Origin of the sequence: Corynebacterium sp. Marseille-P8863 (assembly GCF_946902955.1) — a bacterium.
GTDB lineage: Bacteria > Actinomycetota > Actinomycetes > Mycobacteriales > Mycobacteriaceae > Corynebacterium > Corynebacterium gottingense.
Map to the genome: position 1 here is coordinate 26,274 of NZ_CAMPQC010000001.1, position 12,756 is coordinate 39,029.

Annotated in this window: 12 protein-coding genes and 2 pseudogenes; 11 read left to right on the forward strand and 3 right to left on the reverse strand. The window is 62.6% G+C overall.

What is annotated here, in order from left to right:
• The first annotated feature begins 54 nt into the window (after positions 1 to 54).
• Genes OVO38_RS00140 through OVO38_RS00150 form a run of 3 tightly spaced genes read left to right on the forward strand, consistent with a single transcriptional unit; the run spans position 55 to position 886 of the window.
• Positions 55 to 246: a DUF4244 domain-containing protein gene (locus tag OVO38_RS00140; protein WP_267207643.1), complete on the forward strand. Its 192-nt coding sequence runs from the start codon at positions 55 to 57 to the stop codon at positions 244 to 246.
• Positions 246 to 530 carry a hypothetical protein gene (locus OVO38_RS00145; protein ID WP_095548586.1) on the forward strand — a complete coding sequence of 95 codons (285 nt, stop codon included), beginning with the start codon at positions 246 to 248 and terminating at the stop codon, positions 528 to 530. The genes OVO38_RS00140 and OVO38_RS00145 overlap by 1 nt, the downstream gene beginning before the upstream one ends.
• Positions 530 to 886, forward strand: coding sequence for an Rv3654c family TadE-like protein (locus tag OVO38_RS00150; RefSeq protein ID WP_095275185.1), 357 nt, complete (start codon positions 530 to 532; stop codon positions 884 to 886). Before OVO38_RS00145 ends, OVO38_RS00150 begins: the two co-directional genes overlap by 1 nt.
• On the opposite strand, the gene OVO38_RS00155 is transcribed toward OVO38_RS00150, so the two are convergent.
• Positions 834 to 3,221 carry a DEAD/DEAH box helicase gene (locus tag OVO38_RS00155; RefSeq protein WP_267207445.1) on the reverse strand — a complete coding sequence of 796 codons (2,388 nt, stop codon included), beginning with the start codon at positions 3,219 to 3,221 and terminating at the stop codon, positions 834 to 836. The genes OVO38_RS00150 and OVO38_RS00155 overlap by 53 nt on opposite strands.
• A 190-nt stretch (positions 3,222 to 3,411) precedes the next feature.
• On the opposite strand from OVO38_RS00155, the gene OVO38_RS00160 reads away from it, so the two are divergent.
• Positions 3,412 to 3,615, forward strand: coding sequence for a cold-shock protein (locus OVO38_RS00160; protein ID WP_034996968.1), 204 nt, complete (start codon positions 3,412 to 3,414; stop codon positions 3,613 to 3,615).
• 133 nt (positions 3,616 to 3,748) lie between these two features.
• Here the strand turns inward: OVO38_RS00160 and OVO38_RS00165 are convergent, their stop codons facing one another.
• Complete coding sequence (locus OVO38_RS00165) at positions 3,749 to 4,933, reverse strand: IS256-like element IS3503 family transposase (RefSeq protein ID WP_011018353.1); 1,185 nt, start codon at positions 4,931 to 4,933, stop codon at positions 3,749 to 3,751.
• 271 nt (positions 4,934 to 5,204) lie between these two features.
• Here OVO38_RS00165 and OVO38_RS00170 point away from each other — a divergent pair, with 271 nt between their 5' ends.
• The 4 genes and pseudogenes from OVO38_RS00170 to OVO38_RS00185 all read left to right on the forward strand — a co-directional run.
• Positions 5,205 to 5,432, forward strand: coding sequence for an MbtH family protein (locus tag OVO38_RS00170; protein ID WP_011274127.1), 228 nt, complete (start codon positions 5,205 to 5,207; stop codon positions 5,430 to 5,432).
• A gap of 93 nt (positions 5,433 to 5,525) precedes the next feature.
• Positions 5,526 to 7,250 carry an ABC transporter ATP-binding protein gene (locus tag OVO38_RS00175; protein ID WP_005291902.1) on the forward strand — a complete coding sequence of 575 codons (1,725 nt, stop codon included), beginning with the start codon at positions 5,526 to 5,528 and terminating at the stop codon, positions 7,248 to 7,250.
• Complete coding sequence (locus OVO38_RS00180) at positions 7,243 to 8,970, forward strand: ABC transporter transmembrane domain-containing protein (protein ID WP_011274125.1); 1,728 nt, start codon at positions 7,243 to 7,245, stop codon at positions 8,968 to 8,970. The genes OVO38_RS00175 and OVO38_RS00180 overlap by 8 nt, the downstream gene beginning before the upstream one ends.
• Before the next feature lie 79 nt (positions 8,971 to 9,049).
• Positions 9,050 to 9,166, forward strand: a pseudogene (locus OVO38_RS00185) (hypothetical protein); the annotation flags it as partial.
• A 59-nt stretch (positions 9,167 to 9,225) separates the two neighbouring features.
• Here OVO38_RS00185 and OVO38_RS00190 read toward each other — a convergent pair.
• Positions 9,226 to 9,849, reverse strand: a pseudogene (locus tag OVO38_RS00190) (enterochelin esterase); the annotation flags it as partial.
• 59 nt (positions 9,850 to 9,908) lie between these two features.
• On the opposite strand from OVO38_RS00190, the gene OVO38_RS00195 reads away from it, so the two are divergent.
• From OVO38_RS00195 to OVO38_RS00205, 3 genes are all read left to right on the forward strand, one after another.
• Positions 9,909 to 10,853, forward strand: coding sequence for a methionyl-tRNA formyltransferase (locus OVO38_RS00195; protein WP_005325328.1), 945 nt, complete (start codon positions 9,909 to 9,911; stop codon positions 10,851 to 10,853).
• 65 nt (positions 10,854 to 10,918) lie between these two features.
• Positions 10,919 to 11,935: an iron-siderophore ABC transporter substrate-binding protein gene (locus OVO38_RS00200; RefSeq protein ID WP_095535948.1), complete on the forward strand. Its 1,017-nt coding sequence runs from the start codon at positions 10,919 to 10,921 to the stop codon at positions 11,933 to 11,935.
• Between the two features lie 173 nt (positions 11,936 to 12,108).
• On the forward strand, positions 12,109 to 12,747 hold the full coding sequence (locus OVO38_RS00205) for a DedA family protein (protein ID WP_005325329.1): 639 nt from the start codon (positions 12,109 to 12,111) through the stop codon (positions 12,745 to 12,747).
• Positions 12,748 to 12,756 lie beyond the last annotated feature (9 nt).

The window sequence follows — 12,756 nt, forward strand, 5'->3', positions numbered from 1 at the left end:
AACACAAATACTATGAATACGATCAACACTGCTACCAGCATGTGCGCCCAGAAAATGCGCGGTTACTCCGGGAAACTCGCTGCAAGAATGCAGGATGACCAGGGGATGTCAACCATCGAATATGCGTTTGGGTCACTCGCGGCGGCCGCACTCGCCGGAGTGCTCTACCTCGTGGTGAACGGCGACGGTGTGACCTCTGCAATTGAGGGCGTGATTACCGACGCACTCACGAACACCCCGGGCTAATGACCACGATCGAGACAGCGCTCTCGCTGTCCGCACTTGTCACCGTCGCGGCTGCCATCGTTGCCGGCATCGCCACCATCGCCGCCTACATCACGGCGGTGGATACGGCCGGGGCGGCGGCGCGCGCCCACGCGATCGGGGTGGAGTTCGCCCCGCCGCGCGGCAGCGTCGATGTAGCCGAGGCCGGCGGGGTCGTGACGGTGACCGCGCGGGTCCCGGCGGCGGTAGGGCAGATGCAGGCAACCGCGCTGTTCCCCGTCGAGCACATCGCGGGGGAACGCTGATGGGCTGGCTCCGGAGGCTTCGCAGCGAGGAAGGCTCGGCGACGGTCACCTCGGCGGGCATTATCACCGCGGTGATCGCGCTGGCGCTCGCCGTAGCCGCGGTCGGCGCGCGCGTCGTGGACCACCACCGCGCGCAGGTTGCCGCCGACCTCGCTGCCGTTTCCGGGGCGACGGCGCTCTACACGGGTGCGCCCGCCTGCGAGGCCGCCGAGCGCACCGCGACGCTCAACTCTGCGGCCGCAGAGTTGTGCGAGGTGGACACCGGCGACGTCACCGTCCGTGCCCGGATCGGGCGCGCGGAAGCTACTGCCCGGGCTGGCCCGGCTGAGGAGGAACGTCCCCGGCGGTCATGGTGACCAGCGCGCCCAGCAGCTTCAGCGCAGCGTGCTTGTTCAGCGGTTGGTTCCCGTTGCCGCACTTCGGGGACTGCACGCAAGACGGGCACCCGGACTCGCAGGGGCAGGCGCGCACCGCCTCGAACGTCGCGGTGATCCACTCGTGGAAGCGGGCGAAGCCCTCGTCGGCGAAGCCCGCGCCGCCCGGGTGGCCGTCGTAGACAAACACCGTGGGCAGCATGGTGTCCGGGTGCAGCGCCGTGGACACGCCGCCGATGTCCCACCTGTCGCAGGTGGCCAGGAGCGGAAGCAGCCCGATGGCTGCGTGCTCTGCGGCGTGCAGCGCGCCGGGGACGTCGCCCGCCGAGATCCCCAGCTCGTCGAGGACCAACGGATCGATGGTGTAGGCCACCGCCCGGGTGATCAGCGTCTGTTCGGGGAGGTCGAGCGGGATGTGCTCGGACACGGTGCCGTCGGCAAGCCGCACGACGTAGCCGGTGACCCGGTCGGTCACCTCGACGTCGACGTTGGCCACCCACAGGCCCGGGGAGGGGTGGACGCGCGCGGAGGCGTCGCCCAGGATCGCGATGTCCGTGGTGGATCGCGCCTGCGTGGAGTAGTCGGGCGTCTCGGGTGCCACCAGCGCCACGTAGCCGTCAAGGTCAAGCTCCTGGACCACGAAGGACTCGCCCTGGTGCAGGTAGACGGCACCGTCGTGGACCTGCGTAGCAGCGCGCGCAGCGTCCACGGTGCCCAGCAGCCGGCCGTCCGTCGCGTCCACGATGAGGACCTCCTCCCCGGTGCCGCCGCGCAGGGACACGACGGAGTGCGCGGTCTCCGGGGTGAGCTCACCCTCCAGTTGCGGGGTGGCGAACCAGCCGCGGGGGCGGCGTCGTAAATAGCCCTCCCGCTCGAGCTCCTCGACGACCTCGTGCGCGCCAAACGCATCCACGTCCGCGTGCGACAGTGGCCGTTCGACGGCGGCGCAATAGACGTGTCCGCGCAGGATGTACGGGTTCTGCGGGTTGAACACCGAGGACTCCACCGGGCGGCCCAGCAGTGCGTCCGGATGGTGGACCAGGTAGGTGTCCATCGGCTCGTCGCGGGCGACCATGACCACCACGGAAGCCTGGCCGCGGCGCCCGGCGCGCCCCGCCTGCTGGCGGAACGAGGCGACCGTCCCCGGGAAACCGGCCATGACCACCGCGTCGAGGCCCCCGACGTCAATGCCCAGCTCAAGCGCGTTCGTGGTGGCGAGACCGAGGAGGTCGCCCTCGTCCAGCGCGCGCTCCAGCTTGCGACGATCCTCCGCCAGGTAGCCAGCGCGGTAGGACGCCACCCGGCCCGCCATGTCGGCGCGGCCCGCCACGACCAGGTCCTCCTGCGCACGCAGCGCGACCGTCTCCGCGGCGCGGCGCGAGCGCACGAAGGTAAGCGTGCGCGCGCCCTCCTGCATCAGCGTCGACATGATGGACGCTGCTTCGGTGGAGGCGGCGTAGCGCACGGGCGCACCGTTTTCGCCCTCCGCGCCCTCGATGAATCCGGGCTCCCACAGCGCGATCGTGCGGGACCCGGTCGGCGCGGTGTCCTCGGTGATGGCGGTGACGCTGCGGCCGCAGAGTCGGGACGCCTGCCCGGCCGGGTCCGCGGCGGTTGCGGAGGCGAACACCACGACCGGGTGCGACCCGTACGCGGCGGCGATACGCAACAGGCGGCGCAGGACGAGGGACACGTTGGCGCCGAAGACGCCGCGGTAGGTGTGGCACTCGTCCACCACCACGAAGCGGAGCTGGCGCAGGAAGCGCGCCCACCGGGGGTGCGCGCCGAGCAGCCCAGCGTGCAGCATGTCGGGGTTGGAGAAGACGAAGCGGGACGCCTCGCGGATTCCGGCCCGGGCCTCGGTGGGGGTGTCGCCGTCGTACGGGGCCGGGTGGACGCCGGAGAGCTGGGGAATCTGCGACGTCATCCGCAGCGTCGCCTGGAGCTGGTCCGAGCCCAGCGCCTTGGTGGGGGTGAGGTAGAGGGCGCACGCCTTGGGGTCCTCTGCAAGCGCGGTGAGGATGGGAAGCTGGTAACCGAGCGACTTTCCGGAGGAGGTGCCCGTGGCGATAACGGTGTCGTTGCCGTCGCGCACCGACTGCGCGCACTGGGCCTGGTGGGTGTAGGGAGCGGTGACGGAGGCGTCGATAAGCACTTGCTTCAGCTCGGGGAGCACCCACGCTGGCCACGGAGCGAACTGCGCGGGCGAAGCGGGGACGTCCTCCACGTGCGTGATGGTGGAGCTGCCGAAACGGCGGCGCAGGAGCTCGATGAGTTCTGCGCCGAGCGACGGTGGGGGTGCGGGGGTATGAGTCATTCCATATGAAGTATGCCACTCGCTATGCCAAAGTATGCGATTCGTGGCACACTAGAGCACGGTCACAGATTTTGTGTGCGCCCTCCAAAGGTGCTCGCGAGGATCGTTGACGCGGGCGCCAGGAACCCCGAGATGGTCCTGGTGGACGACCAAACATATCTCACTCAAGTTTTACGTGAAAGGTTTCACCATGGCTACCGGAACTGTTAAGTGGTTCAACGCAGAAAAGGGCTTCGGCTTCATCGCACCGGACGACGGCTCCTCCGACGTCTTCGTGCACTACTCCGAGATCCAGGGCTCCGGCTTCCGCACCCTGGAGGAGAACCAGCAGGTCGAGTTCGAGGTGGGCGAGGGCGCCAAGGGCCCGCAGGCCCAGCAGGTGCGCGCGCTGTAAGCCCGCATTCCAAAGAGCCCCCGCTGCCGGTGACCCCGGAAGCGGGGTATTTTTGGGCCCGCTGCCCGGTCAGCCGGGGTGCCCGGGTGAGGGTTAAGTAAAGAAAAGTGTGTCTTTTCCGGGCGTGTTGCGGTTATTTGATCCAGCCTTTTTGGATGCCGAGGTTGTGTTGGTAGCTGGTGTCGATGGCGGTGTCGTATTCTGCTGGTGCACCGATGTCATTGGTAGTGGCTGTGGTGTTGTGGGTGATCAGGTCTGTTGCTGTGGAAAGTGCGTCTTGACCCCATCGTTGGTCCCTGGCGATCTTGACCGGATCGTCAGGGACTTCTGTATGTAGATACAGCCACCAATCCATCACTGTGCGTTGATGCGGTAGTGATAGTCCGCGGTGTCTGCGGGCTAGTTCTTTTATGGGGGCGTTGATGCCACCTTCGAGGCTGTTTGTTGTTGCTGCAAGGTTGTCGGGGTCGATGGTTGTTGGTGGGGGTTGCAGGTAGGTAAACAGCAGGTCTCTGCGGTGCAGAGATAGCAATGATTGATAGGCCGCTCGGACGCGTTGGTGGGTGTAGACCTTGGTGTAGGCGCCGGTAGCAGGGTCTTTGATGGTGGTTTTCTCGTTCATCCATTCCCGGTAGGTGTGGTCGAATTCGTGCAGGTGGGCGACCCATGTGGATGCTTGGTCAAGGTCGGTGATGCGAGTGAGTTTCAGGGCTAGGCGGTAGAGGGTTTTGCCGGCATCGGTGCGGGGGTTGCTGGTGGTGTGGCGGCGGACTGTTCGTTGGGCGTGGACGAGGCAGCGTTGGATGCGTGTTGTTGGCCAGCAGTGGTGGATGGCTGATTGGGCACCTTGTCCGCCGTCTGTGACTGCGATTAGTGGTGCGGCAATGGGGCGTAGGAGTTCGGTGTAGGCGGCGGTGGTTTCGTGTCTGGCCCAGGTCCAGTTGATGACGTGGGTTTTACTGGCTGCGATCAGGAGGCATCCGGACTTTAGATAGGTCGCGTCGAGGAAGATTTGGTCATGGATGCGGAATGAGTCGATGGTGGGTGTGGGGATGATCCACCAGCACCATCGGAATCGGTGGTGCATGGTTTGCCTGGTTACGCCATGGTGTGCGGCGAAGGTGGTTAGAGATTGGGTGCCGGTGGCCCATTGGATGAACAAAGCCATGGTGGCGGTATTTTTGTTGTGGGTTTGGGTGTTGCGGGTAAAGGAGTGTCCGCAGTGGGTGCAGCGCCAACGGGTGGTTGATTTGCTGGTGGTGCCGTTTTTCTTTGTGTTGTTGCCGCATAGTGGGCAGCTGGGGCGGTTGGTGGTCATCCTTTAATCCAACCGGTGTGCGGTTAGCACAAATGTGGCCGGAGGTGCGGGATGGTGTGGGTAATAGCTTTCGGGGAGCTATTCTTTGGTGATTTGTGGTGTGTGGTCTGGGGTTATGGTGGCATGCGGACACACTTTTCTTTACTTAACCCTCAAAAGCTGCATATTAGGTTATGCTAAGTTAATTCACGCTTGCTGCACTTGTGCCACCACTTTGGCCAACGCAGCCCATAAACCCGTTATTTCCGCATCATGAGACAAGGAGCGCGTGTTGTCTAGCAACCCGTTTGATGACGAACAGGGCAGCTTCTTCGCCCTTATCAACGACGAGGGACAGTACTCGTTGTGGCCTACGTTCGCCGCCGTGCCAGACGGATGGACCGTGGCTCTGGGAGACCCTTCCCGTGGCGTAGACGGCGGGGTATCGCGGGACGAGGCGATGGAGTTCATCGACCGCGAGTGGACCACCTTGCAACCGGCAGGAAAGTCTCACGCTTAAGTGAGTGCCGTACTTCCCACTGCTTTGCCTGGTGAGTCCGCTGCGGAGATTGGCCGCCTGCTCCGTCGCACCGCAACTCCAGCAATTAGTGCGGTGCTGTTCACTTTCGCCGGTGCCTTGCTCTCTCTGGTGCCCATTTATCTGCTGGCCAGCGTCATCGATGCGGTAGCCGCCGGTGACGGCAAGTCTGGCGTGCTGAAGGTGATTGTGTGGGCTGCCGTGGCGTGTGTTGGTACTGCCGTTGTCGCTGGCCTTGCGGAGGCGCTGACGGGTGTGACGATTGCCCAGGTAGTTGCGAAGTTGCGTGAGCGCGCCGTCGCCGCGGTGCTGAATCTGCCTTCCACCACGGTGGAGTCCCTGGGCCGGGGAGAGGTGCTGGGCCGAGTTGGTGCGGATGTCGCCGCGCTGGTGAGCAGTGCCCGCAAGTCGGTTCCATCGACCCTCAGCGCGCTGGTGATGGTCGTGGTGGCCAGCGCTGGAATAGCGGGGTTGGATTGGCGCCTCGCGTTGGCGGGGCTGTGCGGGATTCCGTTCTATGCGCTGGGGTTGCGATGGTATCTTCCTCGTTCTGCCCCTTTGTATCGACGCCAACGCGAATTAGAAGCCGGTGTCATCGGTTCCTTGCAAGGTTCTATGGAGGGCATTCGTTCGGTTCGTTCGCATCGGCTGGTGGATAGCCGCCAAGGTCTCACCAGGCGCTACGCGCAGGCTTCGCGGGACGAATCAATCGCTGCGTTTCGTGTGTTTTCCGGGCTGGTGGCGCGGGAGAACTTCGCGGAGTTCATGGGGTTGTCAGCCCTGTCTGTCGTAGGCTGGTTGCTCTTCCGCGAAGATGCGGTGACGGTGGGCGAGATCTCGGCAGCGTTGATTCTGTTCCACCGTCAGTTCGTGCCGATCGGCACGATTCTGTTCACCTTTGATGAACTGCAGCGCAGCGGGGCGGCCTTGGGGCGCATCGTGGGACTCATTCGCTCCGCGGGTGCGGATACGCCACAGCCGATTGATGACTACTCCTCGCATCGGCAGAGTCCAGCTGTAGAGGTCAAGGGCCTGAATTATCGGTACGAGGATGGCCCAGAGATCTTGCATGACTTGGCGTTCCACATCCCTGCGGGGTGCACGGTATGCGTGGTCGGCGGATCGGGAGCTGGCAAGTCCACGGTTGCGGAAATTGTCTCTGGAACCCTCGAGATGGCAGAGCCGGGTGTGATCACCGTTGGGGGGTGCGACGTGGTGGGAATGAGTGCGCAAGAAAGAAGCTCGATCTTTTGCGTTGCCTCCCAGGAAAACTACGTCTTCGCGATGAGTTTGCGCGATAATCTCCTGCTGGCAGCCGAAGGTGCCAGCGACGCAGAAATATGGGATGCGCTGCGCCGAACCGGTGCGGAAGATTGGTGCACATCCTTGTCCCATGGCGACAAGCAGGGCTTAGACACAATGCTGGGCGAAGGGGGCCTGCACGTAGATGCGGTGGCGGCACAGCGTCTGGCGCTGGCCAGGGTGGCATTGTCTCGGGCTGGCGTCGTCATTCTTGACGAATCAACGGCCGAAGATGACGGTGACCTCGAGGAAACACAGCAATCACACGAGGCCTTTTCGATGTCCTTGGAGGACGCTGCCCGCGCGGCGATCCGCGGACGGACGGCGATGGTGATTGCGCACCGGCTCAGCCAAGCAACCTCCGCCGATAGCGTGGTGGTGATGGAGCGCGGGCGCGTGGTGGAAACAGGTACGCACGAGGAGCTGGCAGCAAGAAACGGAACATATGCCGATATGTGGACCGCCTGGAATGAGCAGGGGAGGCAGGCGCGTGTCTGACAACAAGGTGGTGACGCTGCGCGGGCTGGTCAGAAAAAATTCTCGCGCGATGGCTCTGAGTGGCTTGTTGCTGAGCATCTACCACGTGGCAGAAGCCATGATTGCGGTGTTACTGGGATGGTTGGCGCACAGTCTTATCGCTAGCGAGAATGTGTGGCACCTGGTGGGTGGAATCGCAGCCTTAGGCGCTACGCTGGCGACGGTGTCTGTGAGCTGGCAGACAGGGTTCCGGATACTGCAGGCTACGTCGGCTCGGAACGTATGTGAATTGCGGGCAGGCATCACCTCGCAGGTGGTGAGCCATGGTGGGCATTCCGACGATGCGGACAGTCTGCCTCGCCAGGAATTGCCCACGGTGGTGGGTGAAGACGTGGTGCAGGCGGTAGACATCATCGAAGTGGTCCCGGTGGGGATCAGTGCGCTGGTGGGAGCCATTTTCTGCACGATTGTTCTGGCGCTGATTGATCTGCCACTGGGAGTGGTGGTGTTGGTGCTCAGCGCGGTGGTGTTGATAGTCCTGCACCGGCTGTCTCAGATCATTGAACGCCGCGCGGAGCGGCAACAAACTCTGCTCGCGCGAGTGACCGCGCGCATGACCGACATTCTGCAGGGGCTGCCGGTGATCTCGGGAGTGGCTGGCGCGCATCCGGCCTACCGTGGATATGCGCGTAAATCTGAAGAGGCGTGTGCGGATGCTCGGAAGCTCGCGTGGGTCAGCGGAGGTTATGAAGCCGTGGCGATGGGCAGCAATGTGCTGTTGCTGAGTGCGGTGGGCCTGTACGCGGGCTATCGAACCATTTCCGGCGATGTGACGTTGGGGGAGTTGGTCACCGTGGTGGCGCTGTCACAATTTATCGCGGAGCCGATGCGGCAGTGCAGCAGAATGCCGCGCTTCATTGGATTGGCGAGGGCTTCCGTTCGGAGGCTGCAGCGCGTGGCGGAAGCTCAGCGGCTGCGTGAGGGGCAGGGCGTGCCATCTGCTCAGATTGGCACGCCTGCCATTTCCATGCGCGGTGGAGACGGTGAGGCCGAAGGAGACGGCGAGGTCGAGGGATCAGAGCAGGCTTCCGTGGCGTTCGCAGAGGGGCGACTGACGGTGGTGCACTGTTCAGCCGCATGGGCAGATGCTCTGGTGGATGCGTTGGTCGCGGGGGAGTCGATGGAGCTTGGCTCCCTGACTAGGCCACAAACTCAACAACTGTGGATCCGGGGGCGCGATATTTGCGAGATCTCGGTAGACGATGTGCGTTCCGCTGTGCTTGCCGAGCCTCGGAAGCCGGCATTGTTTGGGGACACAGTGGGGCAGGCGGTGCTGCGGAGCTCTGGAGAGGGCAGGGCGGAGGATGCAGTAGACATTCTTAACGCCTTAGGGCTCGATGAACTGGCGCCGGGGGCGGCTCATTCAGCCGGGGTATTGGATCACGAGCTGACCGAAGGTGCGCGCAATCTTTCCGGTGGTCAGCGGCAGCGGCTGGGATTGGCACGAGCGCTACTGGCTGAGCCGGAGATGTTGGTGATGGTTGATCCGGTCTCGTCAGTGGATTCAATGACGGGCATGAAAGTGGCGCGTGCGGTGAGAGATATTCGCCGCGGGCGTACCACGGTGGTCCTGTGTGTGGGGAGGGCCTTCCAGTCGGTAGCCGAGGACGTAGTTGATGTGAAGCCTCTAGCTGGGAGTTTGCGGACGCGGGGTGAGCAATTCCCGCTAGGGGGTTGTTGAGCAATAGAAGATAGGTTAGCCTACCCTTTGCATTGCCTACCCTAAGAAGTTGGTTGGCGCATCCTACAGAGAGGCCATAGTGACCATCATCGATCGTCAAGCTCAGACATCCGCAGAGCGCAGTACCCACGAAAATTCCGTCCGCGACATCGTCGGGATCGGCATCGGCCCCGGAAACCTCGGGCTCGCGGTAGCTATCGAAGAGCAAGCTCCAGAACTCGATGCACTCTTTGTGGAAGCCGTAAGAGCTGCGCGCAGGGCGGAGAGACCGCCGAAGCTTTGCCCCACCAGGACTATGTGGCTGCTGTTGATGATCGGCGGAAGCTCGGTGGCCAGTGCGCTGGCGAATGTTTGGGAGGTGTACTCCTCGCTGCGGTCTTTGGCTGCCGGCAGGAAGACGCGGTTGATCTGGGGGATAAGCCCTGCCGTGACTGCCCGGTCCAGTGCGCCCGTGAGGTCATGCAGATGGATCCAGTCATCGCCATCCGAAAACACCACGGTGGTATCCGCACCGCGGTCATCGAGGCGCGCGGTGCAGCGCCTGCCGAATACCTTCCGGTCGATGGACAGGCGTGCGCCGGGCAAGTCCGCGATGACTTCTGGGGAGCGAGGCGGCCAGAGTGTCTGGTCCACAGAATCGCCGCTCAATAGGCTCGCCTGTGGGCCTGCGCCGTGTGCGTTATGTGGATCGGGATATTTCAGCTCGCCGGATTGAAAGCTATAGGTCACTGCTGAGTGCGCCGGGATGCGCACATCGACGGTGGACATCGATTCGGTGAGCTCGACGTTCGAGCGGTAGGGGTCCGGGAAAACGAGGGCTTCCGCATCCGCGGGCACCGAGATTCGGTGAAGGGTGGTCACGTCCGGGGAGTCTGGCATGAAAATTGCGCCACTTTCATCATTGACTACATAGGTAAACCTAAGCTAACATCCCCTGCATGCGAGTTGCTGTTTTCGGCTATCAGTCGTGGGGACACCGGACGTTGTCTGCGGTCATCAATGCTGGTCATGAAGTAGTTTTGGTAGTTACGCACCCTGCCAGCGATCACCCTTATGAGCAAATGTGGGCAGACTCCGTTGAGGAGCTCGCCAGCGAACATGAGCTCCAGGTGTGTGTCACTGAGCGCGTGGGTCAAGACGTCATTGAGGCGTTGCGCGATGCTGCACCAGACATCATCGTGGCCAACAATTGGCGAACCTGGCTTCCTCCCGAGGTTTTCAGCCTGGCCAAGCACGGCGCATTGAATGTCCACGATGGTCTCCTGCCCGAGTACGCCGGATTTTCGCCCATCCTGTGGGCGCTGTTGAACCGGGAAACTCACGTGGGCGTCACTGTGCACGAGATGGATGAAGTGCTGGACGGCGGACCCATCGTTGCCCAGCGCGCGATCCCCGTGGGTCCGCAGGACACCACCACGGATCTCGTGGCCAAGACCATCGACCTCATCGAGCCCCTCGTGGAACGCGCATTGAGTGACGTCGCCCAAGGCACCGCCACTGCGCAACCTCAAGATCCCACCCGCGCTACGTACTTCCACAAGCGCGGCGAGCAGGAATCTCGCATAGATTTCACCCAACCTGCGGAAGATATCGCCTTGCTGGTCAGGGCGCAGTCCGACCCGTACCCCAATGCTTACTTTGAATTCCGAGGCCAGCGCGTCCGCGTGCTTTCCGCGCACGTCTCGCAGGGCCGCTTCGGCGGAACCCCCGGCCGAGTCACCATCCCTCACGAGGGAGGAATCGCGGTGGTCTGTGGATCGCCCCGTGCCAACGTGCCGGCGCCGGCGATTGTTCTGGATCGTGTTCGTCTCGACGACAACTCGGAACTGACCGCCACCGAATTCTTTGGACATAGGGCTGGATATATCCAACCAAAGGTTTGACCTTTCCCTTTTGTGTACGGGCCACGCCTCGCGCGGAAATCCGTCACCAGTAACAACGGAGAAAAATGACACTCAAGAAGATTCTCGTTAGCACCGCTGCTGTGCTGACCTTGGGCGCGGCACTGACCTCTTGCTCGACTGATGACCAGTCCGGAAATTCCGGGGACTCCCAGGCAGTCAACGCCGAGCAGGGCGCATTCCCCACCACCATCGAGCACCGCTACGGCTCCACCGAAATCAAGGAAGCCCCGCAGCGCGTGGTCTCCTTGGGCTACACGGATCAGGACGCACTGCTGGCGCTGGGAGTTACTCCTGTCTCCGTGAAGTACTGGGACGGAATGACCCCGGATGGTCAGGCTGCGGGCAACTGGTCCAATGACAAGATCGAGGGCGACACTCCTCGGATCGACAAGGACACAGAAGTCAACGCGGAAGCCATCGCCAAGGACAATCCAGACCTCATCGTGGCCGTGTACTCGGACATCGATGAAGACACGTACAAGAAGCTGTCTGAGATCGCCCCTGTCGTCGTACAAAAGGGCGAATACGAAGAACTACAGCAACCATGGGACGTGACCACGGAAGAGATCGGGCAGGCCGTGGGCAAGCCTGAAGAGGCAAAGCGCCAGGTGGAGCAGGTCAAGGAGAAGTTCGCAGAGCTCAAGGGCCGCCACCCAGAATGGGCCGAAAAGGAACTCGGCGTGGCCACTGTCTCCGACGAGAGCCTGGCTGTCTTTGCCGAGGGCGATCCGCGTAGCCGCTTCTTCACCGAGCTGGGATTCAAGATCAACCCGGCCTACGCGGGCATCACCAAGGACAAGTTCTACGGTGAGGTCTCCAAGGAAAACGCAGACCAGATCAACTCTGACGTGCTGGTGTGGGATCAACTGTCTTACTCTCCGAAGCAGAGCAAGGCTTCTGTGACCGAGGATCCGATCGTGGGCAAGCTGCCCGCCGTGAAGGACGGACACAGTGTCTACCTGGAAGGCGACCTGGAAAAGGCCTTCGGATGGCAGACCGTGCTGAGCCTGAACTACCTGCTGGACAAGATCGAGCAGCCGTTGGCAGACGCCACGAAGTAGTCTGAATCAACTGCCGAACCGCCCCGCATGAACGTGCTGGGGCGGTTTTGCTGTTGCTGGCTAGGGGACGGGCACTCATGGGGATAACGGATGCACGCTAGGGGCGAGCTGCCTGTATTCCGGTCAGAAACCGGGGTAAGAATAGACCAGTTGTTTTCTAGAAGGGATTCCCTGTGCACTTAAGCGACCTCATGGACGCCACCACCCTGCTCCAGAACTTTGGCGGCTGGGCGCTCGGCGGCATTGCGCTGATTATCTTTATTGAATCCGGCGTGCTCTTCCCGTTCCTCCCCGGCGATTCCATGCTGGTCACCGCGGCAATCTTGCGCGATCAGCTGGGCTTGAACGTTCCGATTCTGGTGGGCGTGGCCATCGTCGCGGCGTTCTTGGGCGACCAGGTAGGTTTCTGGCTCGGCCACCGCTTTGGCCGCAAGTTGTTTAAGCCCGACGCCAAGATCCTCATAACCGAGCACCTCGAACAAGCCGAGGCTTTCTTCCTGAAGTACGGGCCGTTGGCTCTGGTACTGGGGCGCTTCATCCCGATCGTGCGTACCTACATTCCCGTGGCCGCTGGTACCGCGGAGATGCCGTACAAGAAGTTCGTGGGATGGAACGTCACGGGTGCAGTGCTGTGGATTGTCAGCATGGTCGGCATTGGCGTGCTGCTGGGGGATATCCCGGGCATTGCGGATCGCATCGACATGATCGCCATCGTCATCGTGCTGGTGTCTGTGACTCCGGTGGTGATTTCCGCGATGATCAACTGGCGGAAGTCCAAGAAGACTCCCGCCCAGGAGCTGATGGAGGACTAAGCCCTGATC

Excerpts from the sequence above, each read along its gene's own strand:
- OVO38_RS00140 (WP_267207643.1), top strand. The coding sequence starts at position 55 with ATGCGCGGTTACTCCGGGAAACTCGCTGCAAGAATGCAGGATGACCAG.
- OVO38_RS00145 (WP_095548586.1), top strand. The coding sequence starts at position 246 with ATGACCACGATCGAGACAGCGCTCTCGCTGTCCGCACTTGTCACCGTC.
- OVO38_RS00150 (WP_095275185.1), top strand. The coding sequence starts at position 530 with ATGGGCTGGCTCCGGAGGCTTCGCAGCGAGGAAGGCTCGGCGACGGTC.
- OVO38_RS00155 (WP_267207445.1), bottom strand. The coding sequence starts at position 3,221 with ATGACTCATACCCCCGCACCCCCACCGTCGCTCGGCGCAGAACTCATC.
- OVO38_RS00160 (WP_034996968.1), top strand. The coding sequence starts at position 3,412 with ATGGCTACCGGAACTGTTAAGTGGTTCAACGCAGAAAAGGGCTTCGGC.
- OVO38_RS00165 (WP_011018353.1), bottom strand. The coding sequence starts at position 4,933 with ATGACCACCAACCGCCCCAGCTGCCCACTATGCGGCAACAACACAAAG.
- OVO38_RS00195 (WP_005325328.1), top strand. The coding sequence starts at position 9,909 with ATGCGAGTTGCTGTTTTCGGCTATCAGTCGTGGGGACACCGGACGTTG.
- OVO38_RS00200 (WP_095535948.1), top strand. The coding sequence starts at position 10,919 with ATGACACTCAAGAAGATTCTCGTTAGCACCGCTGCTGTGCTGACCTTG.